At 76.1% G+C, this 20,694-nt stretch carries 22 protein-coding genes; 3 read left to right on the top strand and 19 right to left on the bottom strand.

Features of this window, described 5'->3' with window-relative positions; translation table 11 throughout:
* From ABQ292_RS20960 to ABQ292_RS20945, 4 genes are all read right to left on the bottom strand, one after another.
* The coding region (locus ABQ292_RS20960; RefSeq protein WP_369209648.1) for an L-aspartate oxidase at positions 1 to 1,343 on the bottom strand (1,343 nt) is incomplete at its 3' end.
* Entirely contained in the window at positions 1,340 to 1,753 is a 414-nt protein-coding gene (gene panD / locus ABQ292_RS20955) for an aspartate 1-decarboxylase (RefSeq protein ID WP_438940616.1), read from the bottom strand. The genes panD and ABQ292_RS20960, both read right to left, overlap by 4 nt.
* Before the next feature lie 8 nt (positions 1,754 to 1,761).
* On the bottom strand, positions 1,762 to 2,607 hold the full coding sequence (gene panC / locus ABQ292_RS20950; protein WP_369209646.1) for a pantoate--beta-alanine ligase: 846 nt from the start codon (positions 2,605 to 2,607) through the stop codon (positions 1,762 to 1,764).
* A gap of 35 nt (positions 2,608 to 2,642) precedes the next feature.
* Positions 2,643 to 3,587 (bottom strand): Rossmann-like and DUF2520 domain-containing protein, encoded by a 945-nt coding sequence (locus ABQ292_RS20945; RefSeq protein WP_369209645.1) that lies wholly within the window; start codon positions 3,585 to 3,587, stop codon positions 2,643 to 2,645.
* A gap of 321 nt (positions 3,588 to 3,908) precedes the next feature.
* Here ABQ292_RS20945 and ABQ292_RS20940 point away from each other — a divergent pair, with 321 nt between their 5' ends.
* The gene (locus tag ABQ292_RS20940; protein WP_369209644.1) at positions 3,909 to 4,667 is read left to right on the top strand and encodes an SDR family oxidoreductase; all 759 of its coding nucleotides are present in this window, start codon (positions 3,909 to 3,911) and stop codon (positions 4,665 to 4,667) included.
* Positions 4,668 to 4,731: 64 nt separating this feature from the next.
* On the opposite strand, the gene ABQ292_RS20935 is transcribed toward ABQ292_RS20940, so the two are convergent.
* From ABQ292_RS20935 to ABQ292_RS20920, 4 genes are all read right to left on the bottom strand, one after another.
* A complete protein-coding gene (locus tag ABQ292_RS20935) occupies positions 4,732 to 5,925 on the bottom strand; it encodes a DUF6779 domain-containing protein (protein ID WP_369209643.1) in 1,194 nt (397 codons plus the stop codon).
* Between the two features lie 130 nt (positions 5,926 to 6,055).
* Entirely contained in the window at positions 6,056 to 7,063 is a 1,008-nt protein-coding gene (locus tag ABQ292_RS20930; RefSeq protein ID WP_369209642.1) for a glycine betaine ABC transporter substrate-binding protein, read from the bottom strand.
* Positions 7,064 to 7,232: 169 nt separating this feature from the next.
* Positions 7,233 to 7,970 (bottom strand): ABC transporter permease, encoded by a 738-nt coding sequence (locus ABQ292_RS20925; RefSeq protein ID WP_369209641.1) that lies wholly within the window; start codon positions 7,968 to 7,970, stop codon positions 7,233 to 7,235.
* Positions 7,967 to 8,698 (bottom strand): ABC transporter permease, encoded by a 732-nt coding sequence (locus ABQ292_RS20920; RefSeq protein WP_369209640.1) that lies wholly within the window; start codon positions 8,696 to 8,698, stop codon positions 7,967 to 7,969. The genes ABQ292_RS20925 and ABQ292_RS20920 overlap by 4 nt, the downstream gene beginning before the upstream one ends.
* 3 nt (positions 8,699 to 8,701) lie before the next feature.
* On the opposite strand from ABQ292_RS20920, the gene ABQ292_RS20915 reads away from it, so the two are divergent.
* Positions 8,702 to 9,895 (top strand): ABC transporter ATP-binding protein, encoded by a 1,194-nt coding sequence (locus ABQ292_RS20915; protein ID WP_369209639.1) that lies wholly within the window; start codon positions 8,702 to 8,704, stop codon positions 9,893 to 9,895.
* Here ABQ292_RS20915 and ABQ292_RS20910 read toward each other — a convergent pair.
* The 10 genes from ABQ292_RS20910 to dacB all read right to left on the bottom strand — a co-directional run bounded on the left by ABQ292_RS20910 (position 9,892) and on the right by dacB (position 19,294).
* Positions 9,892 to 10,431: a DUF3180 domain-containing protein gene (locus ABQ292_RS20910; protein WP_369209638.1), complete on the bottom strand. Its 540-nt coding sequence runs from the start codon at positions 10,429 to 10,431 to the stop codon at positions 9,892 to 9,894. The two genes, ABQ292_RS20915 and ABQ292_RS20910, sit on opposite strands and share 4 nt — an antisense overlap.
* The gene (folK, locus tag ABQ292_RS20905; protein WP_369209637.1) at positions 10,413 to 10,916 is read right to left on the bottom strand and encodes a 2-amino-4-hydroxy-6-hydroxymethyldihydropteridine diphosphokinase; all 504 of its coding nucleotides are present in this window, start codon (positions 10,914 to 10,916) and stop codon (positions 10,413 to 10,415) included. Before folK ends, ABQ292_RS20910 begins: the two co-directional genes overlap by 19 nt.
* Positions 10,913 to 11,302 (bottom strand): dihydroneopterin aldolase, encoded by a 390-nt coding sequence (gene folB, locus ABQ292_RS20900; RefSeq protein WP_369209636.1) that lies wholly within the window; start codon positions 11,300 to 11,302, stop codon positions 10,913 to 10,915. The genes folK and folB overlap by 4 nt, the downstream gene beginning before the upstream one ends.
* Positions 11,295 to 12,158 carry a dihydropteroate synthase gene (folP, locus tag ABQ292_RS20895; RefSeq protein ID WP_369209635.1) on the bottom strand — a complete coding sequence of 288 codons (864 nt, stop codon included), beginning with the start codon at positions 12,156 to 12,158 and terminating at the stop codon, positions 11,295 to 11,297. Before folP ends, folB begins: the two co-directional genes overlap by 8 nt.
* Positions 12,155 to 12,772: a GTP cyclohydrolase I FolE gene (gene folE / locus ABQ292_RS20890; RefSeq protein ID WP_438940615.1), complete on the bottom strand. Its 618-nt coding sequence runs from the start codon at positions 12,770 to 12,772 to the stop codon at positions 12,155 to 12,157. Before folE ends, folP begins: the two co-directional genes overlap by 4 nt.
* A 73-nt stretch (positions 12,773 to 12,845) precedes the next feature.
* The gene (ftsH, locus tag ABQ292_RS20885; protein WP_369209634.1) at positions 12,846 to 14,867 is read right to left on the bottom strand and encodes an ATP-dependent zinc metalloprotease FtsH; all 2,022 of its coding nucleotides are present in this window, start codon (positions 14,865 to 14,867) and stop codon (positions 12,846 to 12,848) included.
* Between the two features lie 329 nt (positions 14,868 to 15,196).
* A complete protein-coding gene (gene hpt, locus ABQ292_RS20880; RefSeq protein ID WP_369209633.1) occupies positions 15,197 to 15,790 on the bottom strand; it encodes a hypoxanthine phosphoribosyltransferase in 594 nt (197 codons plus the stop codon).
* The gene (tilS, locus tag ABQ292_RS20875) at positions 15,787 to 16,815 is read right to left on the bottom strand and encodes a tRNA lysidine(34) synthetase TilS (protein WP_369209632.1); all 1,029 of its coding nucleotides are present in this window, start codon (positions 16,813 to 16,815) and stop codon (positions 15,787 to 15,789) included. The genes hpt and tilS overlap by 4 nt, the downstream gene beginning before the upstream one ends.
* A 13-nt stretch (positions 16,816 to 16,828) precedes the next feature.
* Positions 16,829 to 17,914, bottom strand: coding sequence for a zinc-dependent metalloprotease (locus tag ABQ292_RS20870; protein WP_369209631.1), 1,086 nt, complete (start codon positions 17,912 to 17,914; stop codon positions 16,829 to 16,831).
* A 48-nt stretch (positions 17,915 to 17,962) separates the two neighbouring features.
* Complete coding sequence (gene dacB / locus ABQ292_RS20865; protein WP_369209630.1) at positions 17,963 to 19,294, bottom strand: D-alanyl-D-alanine carboxypeptidase/D-alanyl-D-alanine endopeptidase; 1,332 nt, start codon at positions 19,292 to 19,294, stop codon at positions 17,963 to 17,965.
* A gap of 158 nt (positions 19,295 to 19,452) precedes the next feature.
* On the opposite strand from dacB, the gene ABQ292_RS20860 reads away from it, so the two are divergent.
* Positions 19,453 to 19,944 (top strand): inorganic diphosphatase, encoded by a 492-nt coding sequence (locus ABQ292_RS20860; protein WP_369209629.1) that lies wholly within the window; start codon positions 19,453 to 19,455, stop codon positions 19,942 to 19,944.
* Between the two features lie 230 nt (positions 19,945 to 20,174).
* Here ABQ292_RS20860 and ABQ292_RS20855 read toward each other — a convergent pair.
* A partial coding sequence (locus ABQ292_RS20855) for an Hpt domain-containing protein (RefSeq protein ID WP_369209628.1) occupies positions 20,175 to 20,694 on the bottom strand: 520 nt, incomplete at its 5' end.

The following is a 20,694-nucleotide window of genomic DNA, read 5'->3' as shown; positions in this document are numbered from 1 at the left end:
GTGACCGCGCGGCGGCCGGCCGGGTCGAGCAACCCCGCCGTCGCGGGCGCGGCCTCGCGGGCCGGCGCGGCCTGCGGCAGGTCACGGGCCAGCGCGTCGCCGATCCGGGCGGCGAAGACCAGCCCCTCCAGCAGCGAGTTCGACGCCAGCCGGTTGGCCCCGTGCACGCCGGTGCAGGCCACCTCGCCGCAGGCGTAGAGCCCGGGCACCGTCGTCCGTCCGGCGAGGTCGGTGGCCAGGCCGCCGGAGGCGTAGTGCGCGGCGGGCGTGACCGGCACCAGGTCGGTGACCGGGTCGACGCCCTCCTGCCGGCAGCGGGCGACGATGGTCGGGAACCGCCCGGCCAGACCGGGGATCCCCCGGGCGTCGAGCCAGACGTGGCCGACGCCGTCGCGCAGCTGCACGCGGGTGATCGCCTTGGCGACGACGTCGCGCGGCGCGAGCTCGGCCAGCGGGTGGACGCCGGTCATGAACCGCTCCCCCGCGCCGTCGCGCAGCACCGCCCCCTCGCCGCGCAGCGCCTCGCTGACCAGCGGCTGCTGCCCGCGGGCGCCGGGGCCCAGGTACAGCGAGGTCGGGTGGAACTGGACGAACTCCAGGTCGGTGGCGACCGCCCCGGCGCGCAGGCCGAGGGCCACGCCGTCGCCGGTGGACACCGACGGGTTCGTGGTGGCGGCGTACACCTGCCCCATCCCGCCGGTGGCGAGCACGACCGCGCGGGCCCGCACCGCGCCGACGCCGTCCTCGGTGCCCTCGCCGAGCACGTGCAGGGTGACCCCGGCGGCCCGGCCGGTGGCGTCGGTGAGCAGGTCGAGCACCATCGCGTGCTCGACGAGGGTGACGCCGGGATCGGCACGGACGGCGTCCTGCAGCGCGCGCTGGACCTCCCAGCCGGTCGCGTCACCGCCGGCGTGCACGATCCGGTCGGCCGAGTGCCCGCCCTCGCGGGTGAGCAGCAGCCGCCCGGCGGCGTCGCGGTCGAAGGCCGCGCCCCACTCGATGAGCTGGCGCAGCCGGCCGGGGCCCTCGGTCACCAGCGCGGCGACCGCCTCCGGCTCGCACAGCCCGACCCCGGCCACCTCGGTGTCGCGGGCGTGCGCCTCCGGGGTGTCGGCCGGGTCGAGGACGGCGGCGATGCCGCCCTGCGCCCAGCGGGTCGAGCCGTCGTCGACCCGGACCTTGGTGACGACGGCGACCGACAGCCCCGCCGCCCGGGCGTGCAGGGCCACGCAGAGCCCGGCGACGCCGGAGCCGACGACGCAGACGTCGGCCGCCAGCTCCCAGCCCGGCGCCGGGGCGGCCAGGCGGGTGGGCAGACCGACGACGGGCGCCAGCGTCGTCACCGGACGGGGACGCCGAGGTCGCTGCGCCGCTGGTCCACCGCGCCGGGCACCGGGGCGGAGGGGTCCCCGCCGAGCTCGACGACGCGGTTGGCGCCGTCGACGTGCACGACCCTCGGGATGGAGGACTTCGCCTCGCTCTCGTCCATGACGCCGTAGCTGATCAGGATCACCAGGTCGCCGGGGTGCACCAGGTGCGCGGCCGCGCCGTTGATGCCGATGACCCCGCTGCCCCGCTCGCCGGGGATGACGTAGGTCTCCAGGCGGGCGCCGTTGGTGACGTCGACGATCGCCACCTGCTCGCCGGGCAGCAGGTCCGCGGCGTCGAGCAGGTCCTCGTCGATGGTCACCGAGCCCACGTAGTGCAGGTCGGCCTGAGTGACCGTCGCCCGGTGGATCTTGGACTTCAGCATCGTGCGCATCATCGCGGGTCTCCCACCTGGACCGAGGTGTTGTCGATGAGTCGGGTGCCGCCGGCGCGGGCGGCGAGCAGCAGCCGGGCCGGCCCGGTGGACGGCGCGGGACCGAGGTCGGGGTCGGTCAGCGCCAGGTAGTCCTGGCGCAGGTCGGGCGCCCCGGCGAGGACGGCCGAGGCCGCGGCCAGCACGGCGTCGGCACCGTGCCGGCCGGCGTCGGCACCGGCGCGCAGGGCACGGGACAGCGTGACGGCGGTGACCCGCTGCTCGGGCGTCAGGTAGCGGTTGCGGCTCGACAGCGCCAGGCCGTCGTCCTCGCGGACGGTCGGCACGCCGACGACCTCCAGCGGCAGCACGAGCTCGCGCACCATGGCGCGGATCAGCGTGAGTTGCTGGTAGTCCTTCTCGCCGAAGAACGCGAGGTCGGGCCGGGCCAGGCCGAACAGCTTGGCGACGACGGTCAGCACGCCGGCGAAGTGCCCGGGCCGGACGGCGCCCTCCAGGACGTCGCCCAGCGGCCCCGGGTGCACGGTCACGCCGGCCGCGCCGGGCGGGTAGACCTCTTCCACCGGCGGGTGGAAGACGACGTCGGCGCCCTCCTCGGCCAGCGCGGCGAGGTCGGCGTCCCACGTGCGGGGGTAGCGGTCGAGGTCCTCACCGGGCCCGAACTGGGTCGGGTTGACGAAGACCGAGACGACGACGCCGCCGGCGCGCCCGCGGGCGGCGCGGACCAGGGTGCGGTGCCCCTCGTGCAGCGCCCCCATGGTGGGCACGAGGGCCACCGGGCCGGGGAGGGCGGCGCGCAGCCGGGCGAGCTCGGCGGTGGTCTCGGCGACGGCCGGCCTCGTCACGGCCGGCTCCGTCACGGTGGGCCGGGTCACCGTGGTCACCGGGAGCCCGCCGGGTCAGCGGCCTCGTACAGCAGGTCGAGCAGCGGGGCACCCTCGTGCCGCTTGAGCCGGCCGGCGGCGACGGCCCGCTCGGTGGTGCGCTGGGCCATCGCGACGTAGGCGGCGACCGACGCCGGCGCGCGCTCGGTGAGCGTGTCCAGGTGGTCGCGCACGGTGCCGACGTCGCCCCGGCTGACGGGCCCGGTCAGGCCGCGGTCGCCGCGGCGCAGACCGTTGTCGAGCGCGGCGGTGAGCAGCGGCGCCAGCACGCGCGCCGGCGAGCCCACGCCGGCGGCGCGCAGCAGGTCGGCCGCCTCGGCGACGAGGGTGACCAGGTGGTTGGCGCCGGTGACCAGTGCCGCGTGGTAGAGCTGCCGGTCGGCCTCGGCGACGAAGAACGACTCGCCGCCCATCTCCAGCACCAGCGTCTCGGCGACCGGCCGGTGCTCGGGCCGGCTCGTGACACCGAACGGGGCTCCGGCGAGCCGGTCGGCGTCCTCGGGGGCGCCGGTGAAGGTCATCGCCGGGTGCAGCGCCAGCGGCAGGACGCCGACCCGCTCGGCGGGCTCCAGGACGGCCAGCCCGTGCGCACCGGAGGTGTGGAAGGCGAGCTGGCCGGCCCGCCAGTGCCCGGTGCCGGCGAGGCCCGCGACCAGGCCGGGGAGCGTGTCGTCGGGGACGGCGAGGACCACCAGGTCGGCCGCGGCCACGACCTCGTCGGCGGGCAGCAGGGGGACGCCGGGAAGCAGCCGGGCGGCGCGCTCGGCGGAGGCGGGTGACAGGCCCGCGGCGGCGACCACGTCGTGGCCGGCGGCGGTGAGGGCGGCGCCCAGGACGGCGCCGACACGGCCGGCGCCGATGACGCCGACGCGGAGGCGGGCGGGGGCGCTGGCGGCGGGCGGCAGCCCGGCAGCACGGGGGGTCCTGCGGGCAGCAGGCATCGGTGCACCTCTCGTTCCAGTCCCTGGCGGGTACCGGACTCGGGTCGGGCCGTCGTCGTCGGCGGCCTCGGTTCTGCGGTGGTGCGGGTCCTGCGGGGCGTGCCGGCACCGGCCCCGCTGCGACCAGGTGTGTCACGCGGGTGAGGTGCCGATCGCGAGTGTGTGAGCCCCCGGCGGCCGCTGCAACGCCGGAGCACTGTGTCGTGGGTCACTCCTGGGCCGGCTCCGCCCACGGGGTGCGCGGGACACCGTCCGGAGCCGGTCCTACGGTGTCGGCGGCGACCGGCACCGACGCCGGACGAGCGGACACCGAGGAGTCACGTGGGCACGGTCGAGGACACGTTCGAGGGACGCACCGCGCTGGTCACCGGTGGCAGCCGGGGCATCGGGCTGGCGATCGCCCGCAGCCTGGTCGACCGGGGCGCGCGGGTGGTGCTCACCGCCCGCAAGCCGGAGGCGCTCGAGGAGGCGGTCACCGCGCTCGGCGGCCCGGACGTCGCCGTGGGCGTGCCGGGCAACGCCGGGGACCCCGAGCACCGCGCCGGGGCCGTGCGCACCGCCATCGAGCGCTTCGGCAGCCTCGACCTGCTGGTGGGCAACGTGGGGATCAACCCGGTCTACGGCCCGATGATGGAGCTCGGTCTCGACTCCTTCCGCAAGATCCTCGACACCAACGTCGTCGGCACGCTCGGCCTGGTGCAGGAGGCCTGGCGGTCGTGGATGGCCGAGCACGGCGGCTCGGTGCTGGTGGTCGCCTCGGTCGCCGGGCTCAAGGCCTCCCCCGGCATCGCCGGCTACGGCGTGAGCAAGGCCGCGCTGGTCAACCTGGTCACCCAGCTGGCCGTGGAGCTCGGGCCGACGGTGACGGTCAACGCGGTGGCCCCGGCGGTGGTGAAGACCCGCTTCGCCGGCGCGCTCTACGAGGGCCGCGAGGAGGAGGCCGCGGCGCAGTACCCGGTGGGCCGGCTGGGCGAGCCCGAGGACGTCGGTGAGGCCGCGGCCTACCTGCTCGGCGCCGGCTGGGTCACCGGCCAGACGCTGGTGCTCGACGGCGGCGCGCTCTCCCGCGGCCCCGCCTGAGCCCCTCGGCCCCGGTGCATGGCCCCGCCGCGAGCGTGCGAGCGGTGGGGGGCACGGGGGTCCTTCAACGGCCGAGCACGCGGGCCAGGACGTCGTCGCCGTCGCCCTCGTCGCGGTAGCGGTGCCGGCGACCGCCCGGGGTGACGCCGCTCTCGGCGAGGATCTTCGCGAGCCGGGTCGCCCCGGCGTCGTCGGGCTCCGGCACGACCGGCGGGACCGGCGCGGACGAGGGCACGGGCCGGCTGCCCGCGGCGTGCCCGGCGGCAGCGGTGTGCACCGCCGGCCGCTCGATCGTCAGCTGCTCGGCGGGCACCGGCGCCGGGACCGGGGCACTCACCGGGTCGGTGCGGCGGCGGCGCAGCGCGGGGCCGTCGTCGGCCGGCACCGGGGGCAGCGGGCGGGGGGCCGGCTCGGGCTCGCGCACGACCGCCGGGGCAGCCACGGTCTCCACCACGGTCCCGGTCGACGACGCCTCGGGCCGGAGCACGGGCGGGGACGGCGGCGCGGCGACCACCTCGGGCCGCGCCGCGGTCTCGCGGGACTCCTCCGCGCGCCGGTCGTCGAGGGACAGCACCGGCCAGCCGGCGCCCAGGTCACGGGCGACGTCGGCGTGCCAGGCGGCGGTCGCGGGCTCGAGGGGCTCGCGGCCGGGCGTCGTCCGCACCGACTGGGTGCGCATGACCAGCCGCTCGACGTGCATCTCGCCGGAGCGCTGCTCGGTCAGCTCCGCCCGCAGTCGGCCGACGTCGGCCCGCAGGCCGGCGAGCTCGGCGAGCTCGCCGCGCAGGGCGCCGACGGCGGCCAGCTCCTCGCGCAGCGCGGTCAGCCCGGAGACGCCCTCGCGCAGGCCGGCCAGCTCGCTGCGCAGCGCCTCGAGCTCCCCGCGCATCGCCTCCTCCGCCTCGCGCCGGACCTGGTTCTCCAGTTCCAGCTCGTACTGCTGGCGGGCGGCGACCTCCCGCTCGAGCTCCCGGTCGTAGGCCCGGCGCAGCTCGGCCTCGACAGCCGCGGTGTCGGCCTGCGGGGTGTCCTCGGGGGTGTCCCCCGGGCGGCGTCCGGCGGCGACGGCGGCGGCCAGGCACGCCCAGGCGACGGCGACGACGGCGATCCGCAGCAGCTGTGGGTCGTCGGTCAGGAAGACGGCGGCGGTGGCGGCCAGGGCCAGCAGGCCGCCGACGGCCAGCCCGGCCGCCCGCAGCCGCGGGGAGCCGGCCGTCCCCTGCGCCCGACCGGCCGCTGTGTCGTCCGCTCCCCGCATGGGCTCAGGGTAACGGTGAGCGAGCCCCCGACTCCGGTACGCGAGTGTCTGCGCGCCGGAGCCGGGGAAGGAGGACCCTCGTGCGCCCCACCGCTCGCACGCTCGCGGCGAGGCCCTGCACGGGGGGTCGTCAGCCTCGGGCGAGGGCCGCGTCGGAGCTGAAGACCAGGCCCATCGAGACCTCGCCCTGCGTGATGGCGGCCTTGGTCGCCGGGCCGCCGGCGTCGAACTCGCGGAACTCGGCGAACTGCAGGCCGTAGGTCTCCTCCAGCCCCGGCTGGCAGAACGGCCGGGTCGGGCACTCGGCCGGGCCGCCCAGGATCAGTGAACCGTCCCCGCAGGCGTCGGCGAGCTCCGACAGCGTGGTCACGCCGAGCTGGTCGGCGAACTCCTGCGTCACCGCGAAGGCGTTCTGGTCGGCGGCCTCCGACGGCCGGCCGAAGGTCAGGCCGACCTGGTCGGCCAGCGGCTGCAGGGCGTCGCGCGTCGCCTGGGCGTCGCCGCTGGCGATCGGCGTCGGGTTGGGCCCGTTGACCTGGGCGTTGAGCGCCTCGGTGACCGTGGCGAGGTACTCGGGGAAGACCTGCAGGTCGGCGCCGGAGATGAGGGCCGGCAGGTAGAGGTCACGGTTGCCCACCTCGCGGACCGAGGCGTCGAAGCCGACCGCGTCGAGGACCCCGGCGTAGACGTTGGCCAGGATGGTCGACTCGGTGAAGTTGCCCGCCCCGACCACGATCGGACCGCTGCCCGGCTCGAGGCCCTCGGTGACGCCGCTCTCCTGCACCCAGGCGGCGGCGACGTCCTCGGCGCTCTGCCGCTCGAGGTCGACCGCGGCGTTCATGTCGATGAGCTGCTCGGTGGTGAGCGCGCCCGAGACGGCGTCGAGCGCCGGGACGAGCGCGGGGTTGGCCGCGGCGGTGGCCGCGGTCACCGCCGGCACGATGTTGTCGGCGTTCTGCAGCTGCTGGTCGTCCTCGAGCACCACGAGCTGCTCGCCGGCCACCGGGGCGCAGGCGTCGCCGGTGGCGGCCGTGCCGCTGGCGCCGGTGGAGCCGCCCGTGCCGGACGAGCCGGACTCCCCGCAGGCCGCGGTCAGCAGGACTGCCGCGAGCGCCAGGGGGGTGAGGACGCGGGGCATGCGCATGAGCGTGTCCGCCTTCTGTGTCCCGTGCGGCGTGCGGCCGCGACGCGTGTCTGGCGGGGGATCCCGCGCGGGCCATGCAACCGCCGCGCGCTCCGCCCCGGCAATCACCCCGCCAGAGTGTTGCGAGCTCGTTACCTGCTCCCGCCGGGCCACGCCGGGCAGGTCACAGCGGCACTCCGCTGGCCGTCGGTTCCGGGACCCCGACGCCCCCTCCAGGGGTCCGAGCGCGGAGGAACGGCAGCCGCCGCAGGCCGGGTGTGGCCGCCCACGACACGAGGGCGAGCACCAGCTCGGCGAGCAGCGCCAGCCCCGCCACCAGGATCGCGCCGGCGATCATGACGCCGTAGTCCTGCTGGCCGAAGCCGAGGTTGACGATCCGGCCCAGTCCCCCGCCGCCGACCAGCGCGGCCAGCCCCGCCGTCGCCACGACCTGCACCGCGGCCGTGCGGATCCCGGTCATCACCAGCGGGAGGGCCAGCGGCAGCTCGACGCGGGCGAGCACCTGGCCGCGGCTCATCCCCATGCCGCGGGCGGCCTCGCGGACCTCCGGGTCGACGCCGCGGAAGCCGACGTAGGTGTTGGTCAGGATCGGCGGGACGGCGAACACCGCCAGCGCGATCGCCGTCGCCCGGTTGCCGAAGCCGATCGGGCTGACCGCGAAGAGGGTGAGCAGCGCCAGGGTGGGCACCGCGCGGCTGACGTTGGACAGGACGACGACCAGCCCCGCGCCGCGCCGTGCCGTCCCGAGGGCGGTGCCGACCGGGAGCGCGACGACCATCGCGGCGAGCACGGCGACCGCCGAGATGCCCAGGTGCTCGAGGGTCAGGTCGACGATGCCGTTGGGACGGCTCCAGTTGAGCGGGTCGTTGAGGTAGAGCAGCGCCCGCGAGAAGTCGTTCACGCGCCCGCCGCCCGCGTCCAGGGGGTGAGCAACCGCTCGACGCCGGCCAGCAGCAGGTCGGCGGCCAGCGCGAGCAGCACGCAGCCGACCGCGCCGGTGACGATCTCCGCCCGGTAGAAGTTGGCCGCGAACCCGCCGGTGATCAGCTGCCCCAGCCCGCCGTGGCCGACCAGGACGCCGACCGTGGTGAGCGCGACGGTGGAGACCGTGGCGATCCGCAGGCCGGCCATGAACGCCGGGAGGGCCAGCGGCAGGTCCACGCGCCAGAAGGTCTGCGCCCCCGACAGACCCATGCCGCGCGCGGCCTCGCGGACGTCGTCGGGCACGCCCTGCAGCCCGGCCAGGAAGTTGCGCACCAGGATGACCAGCGAGTACGCGATCAGGCCGACCAGCACCGTCGTCGAGGACAGCCCGGTGAAGGGCACCAGCAACGCGAACATCGCCAGCGACGGGATCGTGTAGACGATCGTCGACAGCGCCAGCACCGGCGCCGAGAGGAGCCGGCTGCGCCGGGCGGCCAGCGCCAGCGGGAGCGCGAGCGCGGCCCCGATGACGACGGCGGCCACGGTGAGCCGGACGTGCTCGCCGGCGTAGGCCAGGATGGTGTCCCAGTTGTCGCGCACGTACGACGGCCTGAACCAGGGGTTCGGGGCCTCGTCGACCGCCAGCACCCCCACCGCGGGGTCGCTCACCGCGTCCAGCAGCGGACGCGCACCCAGGGAGGTCACCCGGTGGACGCTACTGCCGAGGGCGGCGCGGAGGGCGCCGCGCAGGAGATCCGGCTCGAGGGGGTCAGCAAGACCTACGCCGACGGCACGGTCGGCGTCGAGCGGCTCGACCTGACCTTCGCCGCCGGGGAGCTGTCCGTCCTGGTCGGCCCCTCGGGCTGCGGCAAGACGACGACCATGAAGATGATCAACCGGGTCATCGAGCCGACGACGGGGCGGATCCTGCTCGGCGGCGAGGACGTCACCCGGGTCGACGCCGACCGGCTGCGCCGCCGCATCGGCTACGTCATCCAGAACGTGGGCCTGTTCCCCCACCAGACCGTGCGGGCCAACGTGGCCACCGTGCCGCGGCTGCTGGGCTGGGACCGGCGCCGGATCCGTGCCCGCGTCGACGACCTGCTGGCCACCGTCGGCCTCGACCCCGCCGTCCACGGTGACCGCTACCCCGCGCAGCTCTCCGGCGGCCAGCGGCAGCGGGCGGGGGTGGCGCGGGCGCTGGCCGCCGACCCCGCCGTCCTGCTCATGGACGAGCCGTTCTCCGCCGTCGACCCGGTGGTCCGCGAACGGCTGCAGGCGGAGTTCCTCCGGCTGCAGGAGACCGTCCGCAAGACCATCGTGTTCGTCACGCACGACATCGAGGAGGCCGTGCGCCTCGGCGACCGGATCGCGGTGATGAGCACCGGCGGGCGCGTCGAGCAGTTCGCGCCGCCCGCCGAGCTGCTGGGCCGGCCGGCCAACGCGTTCGTGGCCGACTTCGTGGGCGCCGACCGGGGGCTCAAGCGGCTGGCGGTCACCGCCATCGAGGTCGAGGACCTCGAGCGGCCGCCGGTCGTGCACGCCGCCGACGGGCTGGCCGACGCGCGAGCCTCGCTGCAGGCCGCCGGCGCCCGGTGGGCGGTCGTCCTCGACGACGACGGCCGGCTGCACGGCTGGCTGTCGGCGGAGCGGGCCGCCGGTGCGGGCACCGTGGGCCCGGCGGCGCACCGCATGGAGGCCTGGGTGCCGGTCGACGCCACGCTGAAGACGGCGTTCGCCACGATGCTGCAGCACGAGGCCGGCTGGGTCGCGGTGCTCGACGGCGACGTCTTCCTCGGGGTGCTCACGCCCGAGTCGCTGCACGCGGCGCTGCGCCGCTCGGTGGAGGGCACCGTGCCCGAGACCGCCGGCGCCGCGGTCCCCGTCTGGAGCCGCTCCTAGGCGCGGGCGCCGTCGCCGGGCCGGTCGTCGTCGCGCTGCGGCGGCACCCGGCAGACCGACTCCAGCCACAGCGCCGCGGCGGTCAGGCCCACCGCGAGCACCACGCCCAGCGCCGCGGTGACGGTGTCGCCGGAGGCGGCCTGCAGGCGCGACACCGCGGGCGCGACGTGCAGCAGCACCCCGGCCCAGACGCCGGTGAAGACCGCGCCGACGAAGGCGCTGGCCTGGGCCAGCACCGCCAGGCGGGCCACCACCATCGGCTCGACCCGGCGGACCAGCGGCGCCGCCGGCTCGGCGGGGCGTCCGTCGCGACTGCCGCGGCGCGCGTCGCGTTCGGCGGCCAGCCGGGCGCGCAGCGTGCGGGCGCCGAGGGCCTCGGCGACGGCGAGCACGCCCAGCGGCACCGGCAGCCACCAGCGCAGCGACGGCAGGTCGCCGTAGGTCGCGCGCACGACCAGCCAGGCGGCCAGCGCCAGCCCGGCGGCCACGACGACCAGGTCGCGCCGGTTGACCGGCTTCAACGGAGGTGCTCCCACCTGACGACCGCGGCGACGTCGTCGGCCGCCAGCGCCGCGACGAGGTCGGCCACCCGGCCGTGCCCGGGCAGGACCGCGGTGGGGTCCAGGGACAGCCACGGCACGAGGACGAACGCCCGCTCGTGCGCCCGGGGGTGCGGCAGGGTCAGCGCGGGGTCGTCGGAGAGCACCGGGACGCCGTCGTCGCCGGTGACCGTGACGACGTCGACGTCCAGCGTGCGGGCGCCCCAGCGCACCTCGCGGGTCCGGCCGGCGGCCTGCTCGAGCTCCTGCGCGCGGGCCAGCCAGCCCGCGGCGTCGCGCTCCCCACGGACGACGACGACCGCGTTGAGGTAGGGCGGCTGCTCGACCGGGCCCCACGGCGGCGTCTCGTACAGCGTCGAGCGGGCCACCAACCCGTCGGCCTTGAGCGCGTCGATCGCGGTGCGCAGCGCGCGGGCGCGGTCGCCGAGGTTGGCGCCCAGCGAGAGGACCGCGCGGCTCACGTCTGCTCCCGCCGGATGGTGACGGTGACGTCGTCGAAGGGGACGCCGAGCTCGGCGTGCGGCTTGTGCACGGTGATCTCCGCGGCCTGCACGAGCGGGTCGGCCAGGCAGACGTCGGCCAGCCGCTGGCAGAGCGTCTCGAGCAGGTCGACCGGCTCGCCGGTGAGGACGGCGTGCAGCCGCTGCGCCAGCTCGGCGTAGTTCACCGTCAGCGCGAGGTCGTCGGTGCCGGCAGCGGGCGCGGTGTCGACCTCGAGGACGGCGTCGACGGTGAACGTCTGCCCGTTCTCCCGCTCGAAGCCGTAGACGCCGTGGTGGGCGTGCGCGGTCAGCCCGCGGACGGCGATGCGGTCGGGGGTGCGGTCGGGGGTGCGGCGGTCAGTCACGCCGGGCCTCCTCACGCGCGCGCTGGACGGCCGCCACGGTGCGGACGGCGTCGGCCGAGGCGGCGGCGTCGTGCACCCGCACGCCCCAGGCGCCGGCCTCCGCGGCGAGGACGGTGGTGGCCAGGGTCGCGGCGTCCCGTCCCTCGGCCGGTCGCAGCGCGCCGTCGGCGTCGGCGAGCAGCCGGCCGAGGAAGGACTTGCGGGAGGCGCCGACCAGGACCGGCAGGCCGAGCGCGACCACCTGGGGCAGCGCGGCCAACAGCGCCCAGTTGTGCGCGGCCTGCTTGGCGAAGCCCAGACCCGGGTCGAGCACGAGCCGGCCGGCGTCGACCCCGGCCGACAGCGCCGCGTCGACCCGGGCGGAGAGCTCCCCGCACACCTCGGCGACGACGTCGCCGTAGCCGGCCCGCGCGTACATCTCCCGGCTGTGGCCGCGCCAGTGCATGAGCACCCACGGGACGCCGGCGTCGGCGACCAGCTCGGCCATCCCGGGGTCGGCCAGTCCGCCGCTGATGTCGTTGACCAGCACGGCCCCGGCGGCCAGCGCGGCCTCGGCGACCCCCGTGCGGGTGGTGTCCACGCTGACCCGCACGCCGGCGGCGGTCAGCTCGCGCACCACCGGCACGACACGGCGGCGCTCCTCGTCGGCGTCGATGCGGCCGGCGCCGGGGCGGGTGGACTCCCCGCCGACGTCGACGTAGTCGGCCCCGGCGGCGGCCATGGCCAGGCCGTGGGCGACCGCCACGTCGGGGTCGGCGAAGCAGCCGCCGTCGGAGAACGAGTCGGGCGTGACGTTGAGGACGCCCATGACCACGCACCGCCCCGGGTGCAGCAGCGCGGTGCCGGCCGCGGTCACCGGCCCAGCACGAGGCTCATCGCCTCGGCGCGGGTGGCCGCGTGGTCCCGGAAGACGCCGCGGACGGCGGAGGTGACCGTCGTCGACCCGGGCTTGCGGATGCCGCGCATCGCCATGCACAGGTGCTCGGCCTCGATGACCACGATGACGCCGCGCGGCTTGAGGACGTCGGAGAGGGCGTCGGCGATCTGCCGGGTCATCCGCTCCTGCACCTGCGGGCGACGGGCGAAGACGTCGACCAGCCGGGCGAGCTTCGACAGGCCGGTCACCCGCCCGTCCTCGCCCGGCACGTAGCCGACGTGCGCGACGCCGTGGAAGGGCACCAGGTGGTGCTCGCAGGTCGAGTACATCGGGATGTCCTTGACCAGGACGATCTCGTCGTGGTCCTCGTCGAAGACCGTCGCCAGGGTCTCGGCCGGGTCCTGCCAGAGCCCGGCGAAGGTCTCGGCGTAGGCGCGGGCCACCCGGGCCGGGGTGTCCTGCAGGCCGGGCCGGTCGGGGTCCTCCCCCACCGCGATCAGCAGCTCGCGGACGGCGGCGGCGGCCCGCGCGGTGTCGACCCTCGACAGGTCGACGCGGACCTCGTCCGCCGGTTCCTCGGCGAACTCGCTCACGCCGCCGCCTCGCCGGCGCTCGGCGGCAGCGTCCGCGGGGCTGCCCCGCTCACGGGTGAGCTCGCCAGCCCGCTCACCTCTGGACGGGTGCGCCGACGTCACCGACCGCGGTGCTGCCGCCCTTGACCAGGCTGCTGCCGTTGCCGTTCCCGTTGGCGCCGTGGCCGTTGGACTGCGCGGCGGCCTCGGCCGGGGTCAGCACCGGCGGCTGGTCCGACGGAGTCCGCTTGCCGAAGCCGTTGTACGGCGCCAGCGAGGGCCGCTTGGTGACCGGCGCGCAGATGCGGGCCATGTCCTCCTTGGAGAGGGTCTCCTTCTCGATCAGCTCGAGGACGAGCTGGTCGAGCACGGACCGGTACTCCACGAGGATCTCCCACGCCTCGTCGTGCGCGGCCTCGATGAGCGCACGGACCTCGCCGTCGATGTCGGCGGCGACGGCCTCGGAGTAGTCCGGCCGCGAGCCCATGTCCCGGCCGAGGAACGGCTCGGCGTCGGTGCTGCCGTACTTGACCGCACCGAGCTTGGCGCTCATGCCGTACTGGGTGACCATCGCGCGGGCCATCGAGGTGGCCTTCTCGATGTCGTTGCCGGCACCGGTGGTCGGCTCGTGGAAGACCAGCTCCTCGGCCGCCCGCCCGCCGAGGGCGTAGGCCAGCGTGTCGATCATCTCCGAGCGGGTCTGCGTGTACTTGTCCTCGGTCGGCAGCACGAGCGTGTGCCCCAGTGAGCGGCCGCGCGGCAGGATCGTCACCTTGTGCACCGGGTCCAGGTTGGGCAGCGCGTGCGCCACCAGGGCGTGCCCGCCCTCGTGGTAGGCGGTGACCTTCTTCTCCTTCTCGCTCATCGCCCGCGTCTTGCGCTCGGGGCCGGCGACCACGCGGTCGATCGCCTCCTCGAGGACGGCGTCGGTGATGACCGAGGAGTTCTGCCGGGCGGTGAGCAGCGCGCCCTCGTTGAGCACGTTGGCCAGGTCGGCGCCGGTGAAGCCGGGAGTGCGGCGGGCGACGGTCTCCAGGTCGACGTCGGGGGCGAGGGGCTTGCCCTTGGCGTGCACCTCGAGGATCCGCTTGCGGCCCTCCAGGTCGGGCCGGTCGACGGCGATCTGCCGGTCGAAGCGGCCCGGGCGCAGCAGCGCGGGGTCGAGGATGTCCGGCCGGTTGGTGGCGGCGATCATGATGACGCCGCCCTTGACGTCGAAGCCGTCCATCTCGACGAGCATCTGGTTGAGCGTCTGCTCGCGCTCGTCGTGGCCGCCGCCCATGCCGGCGCCGCGGTGCCGGCCGACGGCGTCGATCTCGTCGACGAAGATGATCGCCGGGGCGTTCTGCTTGGCCTGCTCGAACAGGTCGCGCACGCGGCTGGCGCCGACACCGACGAACATCTCGACGAAGTCCGAGCCGGAGATCGAGAAGAACGGCACGCCGGCCTCCCCGGCCACGGCGCGGGCGAGCAGGGTCTTGCCGGTCCCGGGCGGGCCGAACAGCAGCACGCCCTTGGGGATCTTGGCGCCGACGGCCTGGAACTTGACCGGGTTCTGCAGGAAGTCCTTGATCTCCTGCAGCTCCTCGATGGCCTCGTCCGCCCCGGCGACGTCGGAGAACGTCGTCTTCGGGGTGTCCTTGGTGACCTGCTTGGCCTTGGACTTGCCGAAGGCCATGACACCGCGGCCGCCACCCTGCATGGAGTTGAACAGCCAGAACAGCAGCAGCAGGAGGATCAGGAAGGGCAGGAAGCTGATCAGGACGCTGACGAAGACGCTGTCCTGGGTGACGTTGGTGGTGAAGTCGACGCCGTCGCCCTCACCACCGATGCCCGACACCAGGGAGAAGACGTCGTCCGAGGCACCGATCGGGTAGGACGCGCTGATCTGCTCGTTGCCGTCGACCGGGTCGGTCAGGTCGAGGTCGAGGGTCTGTTCCTTGTCGTTGATGGTGACCGACTCGACGTTGCCGTCCTCGATCTGCTCCAGCGCGACAGAGGTGTCGACCGGCTCGTAGCTCGAGCCGCCACCGAGGAAGGACGACATCCCGAGGGCCACCAGGACGACGAGCACGACCCAGAACCACACGGAGCGGAAGATCTTCTTGCGTTCCATACACCGATGCCGGGCAGCCGGAGGAGTCCGGCCTGGCCCGTCGACCCTCCTGATCGTCCGGGTGACGCGCCGCGCGCGCCGGGCGGGCACCCTCGCGCGGTCCAGCGTCGTTGCGCTCGACGGTACACCGGGACGGCTGTGCGTCCCCTGTCCGCGAGCTGGGCACACCCTGCCGGGTCCCCCGTCCGTGTCCCACCGGCACGGTGCCGAGGAGGCTCAGCGCGTCGATCGGCCTCGGTGCAGGTGCCCGCGCCGAGCGAGCGGGGCGTGGGGGGCCCCGAGGTCCTCCTGGGCTCCTGGCCGCGGTGCGGTCCGGTAGGACCGCAGTGTCACTGGTACACCTCGGGCTTCAGCGTCCCGATGTAGGGCAGGTCGCGGTAGCGCTCGGCGTAGTCGAGGCCGTAGCCGACGACGAACTCGTTGGGGATGTCGAAGCCGACGTAGCGGACCGGCACCTCGACCTTGATCGCGTCGGGCTTGCGCAGCAGCGCGCAGACCTCCAGCGACGCCGGCCGCCGGCCGCCGAGGTTCTTCAGCAGCCAGGACAGCGTCAGGCCGGAGTCGATGATGTCCTCGAGCACCAGCACGTGCCGGTCGGAGATGTCGCGGTCGAGGTCCTTGAGGATCCGGACGACGCCCGAGGAGCTGGTGGAGCTGCCGTAGGAGGAGACGGCCATGAACTCCATCTGGGTGGGCAGCTGCAGGGCCCGGGCGAAGTCGCTCATGAACAGCACCGCACCCTTGAGGACGCCGACCAGCAGGACCTCGCGGCCGGCGTAGTCGCGGGCGACCTCCGCGGCCAGCGCGGTGATCTTGTCCTGGATCTGCTGCTCCGACAGCAGCACGTGGTCGATGTCGGGGCCGTAGCCGTGGTCGGGGCCCAGCGCGCCCTGCGGGGCGGGAGTGGACGCGGTCTCGCTCACGGGTGCTGCTCCTCGGGATCGGGGACCGGACGGGGGTCGGCGGCCGGCCGGGCCCTCCCGCCGCGGCAACCGGCAGGCCGCAGCACCAGCCTGCCAGACGCCCGGAGCGCCTCCGCACCGCCCGGGAGGGCCACCGGTCCCTGGCCGCGCCAGCCGGTGAGCAGCGCGTCGACGGCACCGAGGTGGGCCGCCTGCAGGTCCGGGACGCCGGCGTCACGCAGCCACCCGCGCAGCACCCGCCGCCGCAGGGCGGCCGGCAGCGCGACGAGGCCGGCGACCGGCAGGGCGCCGTCGCCGGTCAGCCGCGCCAGGTGCCCGGCGGCCAGCCCGTCGAGGGCGTCGAGGTCCTCCCGCAGCAGCGCGGCGGTGCGGGCCAGGGCGGGGGCGACGCCGCCACCCAGCACGTCCTCCAGCAGGGGGAGCACCTCGGCGCGCAGCCGGGCGCGGCGGTGGGCCGGGTCGGTGTTCCACGGGTCGTCCCAGACCGGCAGGCCCAGCGCGGCGCACGCCTCGCGGGTGGCCGACCGGCGGACGCCGAGCAGGGGGCGCCAGAACGGCGGGCGCTCGGCCACCATGCCGGCCACCGAGCGCGGGCCCGACCCGCGGCCCAGGCCGAGCAGCACGGTCTCGGCCTGGTCGTCGAGGGTGTGCCCGAGGGCGACGCGGGCGCCGTGCCCGGCGGCCGCCCCGGCGAGGGCGGCGTACCGGGCGGTGCGGGCCGCGCCCTCGGGCCCGCCGTCGGCACGGACGGTCACGGGCAGAACGAGCACCGGGTCCAGGCCGAGGTCGCGCACCAGGTCCGCCGTCCGGCGGGCCCGCCCGGCCGAGCCGGGCTGCAGGCCGTGGTCGACGGTCACCGCACCAGCGGGCACGCCGGCACGCGGCGCCTCGAAGGCCACCGCGGCGGCCAGCGCCAGGGAGTCCGCTCCCCCGCTGACCGCCACGAGCACCGGCTGCGGCGAGCCGCGCAGGCCGGGGCGGACGGCGCTGCGGACGGCCGCGACCGCCGGCGGCGGCCCGCTCACCGGGGTCGGGGTGTCAGGCGGTGACGGCCGGGCGGCCGTGCACCCGCTCGACCCAGCGCGCGGGCTCGGTGAGCTCCTCGACCAGCGGCAGGTTCTCCGGTCCGGCCCACACCCGGTTGAAGCCCTCCATGCCGACCAGGTCGACGACGCCGCCGACGAAGAGGCGGCCGTCGGCGTACTGCTTCATCTTCTGCTCCAGGCCGAGCAGCCGGCGCAGCACGCGGTCGAGCGGGCCGCGGCCCTTGCGGCGCTGGGCGAAGCGCTTGCGCAGGGTGCGGACCGAGGGGACGACGTCGGGGCCCACGCCGTCCATGACGTACTCGGCGTGCCCCTCCACCAGGCTCATCACCGCGGTGACCCGGTCGAGGACGGCGCGCTGGGCGGGGTCGCGCACGAGTGCCATGAGGCCCTGCGAGCCGCTCTCGTCGTCGCCGCCGCGGACGGCGTCGGTGATGCCGCGCAGCAGGTCGGCCATGCGGTCGCGCAGCGCGTCGGGGCTGAGGTCGGTGGCCTCGACGAACTCGGAGATCTGCGCCTCGAGGTGGTCGCGCAGCCACGGGAAGGCGGTGAACTGCAGCTGGTGGGTGACCTCGTGCAGGCACACCCACAGCCGGAAGTCCGACGGGTCGACGCCCAGCCGGCGTTCGGCGTCGACGATGTTGGGCGCCACCAGCAGCAGCCGCCCGCCGGTGCCGAAGACCTCGTACTGGCCGAGCACGCGGGAGGACAGGAAGGCCAGCAGCCCCCCGGCCTGCACGCCGGTGGCGCGGGAGCCGATCGCGGTGGCCAGCGGCCCCGGCCGGGTCTCCTGCCGCTCGGTGAGGGCGTGCACCAGCGGGTCGAGCAGGGTCGCCATGCCGGTGGTGTTGGCGTCGATCCAGCCGGGCCGGTCGACGACGGCGACCTCGGGCACCGGGCCGCCCTCGACCGGGCGCAGGCCGGTGAGGCCCTCGACGTGGGCGACGGCGGTGGCCGACGCCTCGTGCAGCTCGCGGACGACGTCCGCGGCCTCCTCCCGGGTGGTCGCCGGCCCCGGCCCGGCCAGCCGGCGGGCCGTCCGACCGGCGAGTTCCCAGTCGACCAGTGCGCTGCTGCTCATCGCCTCACCGTACGCGCGGGAGGACCACCCTTCCCCCCGCAGGAGGGCCTAAGAGCAGCCGCAGGCGGCCAGCGCGGACGCGGCGGCGTCGAGCGCGGCCTCCTCCGGTCCCCCGCCGCCGGAGGTGCCGTTGGCGACCAGTGCGTAGGCGAGCAGCCGGCCGTCGGCGGTCACGACGGTGCCGGCGAGGGCGTGCACGCCGAGGAGGGTGCCGGTCTTGCCGCGGACCGCACCGGGCGCCGTCGCGGGGTCGTCGTCGCCCCGGTCGAACAGCGTGCCGTCGTAGCCGGCCACCGCCAGGCCGGACAGGACGGCCGAGGTCCCGGCGAGCGACCCGTCGGCGGCCCCGGTGACGAGGTCGGTGAGGACGTCGGGGGTCACCAGGTCCAGCCGGGACAGGCCGCTGCCGTCGTACAGCTCGACGTCGGACACGTCGACCCCGGCCTCCTCCAGGGCGTCGGTGACCGCCTGCGCGGAGCCCTCGAAGGTCGCCGGCAGGCCGCGGGCCAGCGCGACGTGGCGGGCCAGCGACTCGGCCAGCAGGTTGTCCGACTGCGACAGCGCCTGCTCGACCAGCCGGGTGACCGGGGCGGACCGGACACTGCCGAGCGTCGCCGCGCCCTCGGCGGCCTCGCCGAGCTGCACCGTCGCGCGGGGCACGCCGAGGGCGGCGGCCAGCGCCGCGCCGGCGTCGGTGCCCGGCTGCCCGCTGCGCTGGTTCTCCCCGGGAGTGAGGCGGGCGCCGTCGACGGCGGTGGCCGTGACCGGGGAGGCGTAGCTCGACGGCGCGTCCTCGGGCCCCCAGCCCTCCGCCGTGAGCGGGCCCTCGAACAGCGAGTTGTCGACGACGACCCGCGCGACCGTCGTCCCCGGCGGGAGCGCGGCCCGCACCTGGTCGGCCAGGTCGGCGACGGTCGCGGCGCCCGGGTAGGTCAGGGAGGGCGCGGTCGTCGACAGGGTGGGGTCGCCGCCGCCGACCAGCACGACCTCGTCCGGGGTGGCGCCGGCGACGACCCTCGTCCCGAGCGTGTCCGCGGGGTCGAGGGTGGTGAGCGCCGCGACGGCGGTGAGCAGCTTGGCCGTCGAGGCCGGCGTCACCGGGTCGCCGGCCTCCTGGTCGAACAGCGTCTGCCCGCCGGCGACGTCGACCACCTCCGCCGACACGCCGCCGAGCAGCGCCGGGGCGCCCAGCAGCGGGGCCAGCCGGGTGGCGAGCACGTCGGGGTCGGGCGCCGGCGCCTCGGTGGACAGGGCGGCGAGCACCGGGTCCGGCTCGCCGACCGCGGGCAGCGCGGCGGTGGCCTGGGCGGCGGGCTCGCCGGCGGCGTCGTCCCCGGACCAGACCACCACCCCGGTGACGACCAGCGCGGCCACCAGCACGGCCGCCAGGACGGTCAGCAGGAGCCGCCGGCGCAGCCGCCCGTAGCTCGGCGTGACGGTCGTCGACCCGTTCGACGCGATGGTGCCCTCCCCCGGAAGAGGCCCCCGGTCCGGACCTGCGCCGGTGGGCCTGATACCGGTGGGCCACACTACGTGCCGTGCAGTTCGACGTGACGGTAGAGATCCCCAAGGGCCAGCGGAACAAGTACGAGCTGGACCACGCCACCGGGCGCATCCGGCTCGACCGGATGCTGTTCACCTCCACCCGCTACCCGGCCGACTACGGGTACATCGAGAACACCCTGGGCCAGGACGGCGACCCGCTCGACGCCCTGGTGCTGCTGGAGGAGCCGACGTTCCCCGGGTGCCTGATCACCTGCCGGGCCATCGGCATGTTCCGGATGACCGACGAGGCGGGTGGGGACGACAAGGTCCTCACCGTCCCGGCCACCGACCCCCGCATGGCCCACCTCCAGAACATCACCGACGTCTCGGAGTTCGACCGGCTGGAGATCCAGCACTTCTTCGAGACCTACAAGGACCTCGAGCCGGGCAAGTCGGTCGAGGGCGCCAACTGGGTCGGCCGGGCCGAGGCCCAGGCCGAGATCGAGGCCTCGATCAAGCGCGCCCAGGAGGCCGGCGGCCACTGACGGCTGCTCCTCTCCCCTCGTCCCCGGCCCCTCGGGCCCCCGACCGCACGACGGACGACCGACGGCGGTGCACCCCTCCCCGGGTGCACCGCCGTCGTCGTGCTCGGGCCCGCGTGTCCTGCAGGCCGACGCTGCGGAACCCGGCTCGCCGCGGTGGCCCTCGAGCCACCGGCGGCGGTGGGTGCGGGCGGCGTCGAGGGCGGGCGCGGAGGTGTCCACGCCGACCCCGGTCAGCCGTCGATGACGTCGTCCCCCGGCGGGCCGGCGCGCAGCTCGGCGGCCAGTGCGGTGAAGACGGCGCAGGTGGCCGGCACCTCCTCGGAGAGGACGGCCGCCACGGAGGCGGGGTCGGGCAGGCGGCCCTCCTGTGCGGCCTCGTCCCACTCCGCGCAGGCGCGGGCCAGCGGCTCGGCGCCGAGGGTGGCGGCGGCACCGCGCAGACGGTGCGCGGCCTGCTGGAGGAGGGCGGCGTCGCCCGCGGCCGCAGCGCCCTCGACGGCGGCCACCGCGGCGGGGGCCTGCTCCACGAAGAGGTCGAGCAGCGTGGCGATCAGCTCGCGCTCCTCGTCGCTGTCGACGGCGCCGAGGTCGGCGACCCGCTGGCGCACCACGCCCTCGAGGGCGGTCTCCGGCGCGCCGAGGACCTGGTCGATCGCCGCGGTCAGCTCGGCGACGGTGCAGGGCTTGCCCAGGTAGACGGCGCCCAGGGCGCGGCCGGCGGCGACGTCGCCTGGCAGCGCGCGAGCACTG

The organism is Geodermatophilus maliterrae (assembly GCF_041018925.1).
GTDB classification, from domain to species: Bacteria; Actinomycetota; Actinomycetes; order Mycobacteriales; family Geodermatophilaceae; genus Geodermatophilus; species Geodermatophilus maliterrae.
This window is presented reverse-complemented; position numbering and strand designations above follow the sequence as displayed.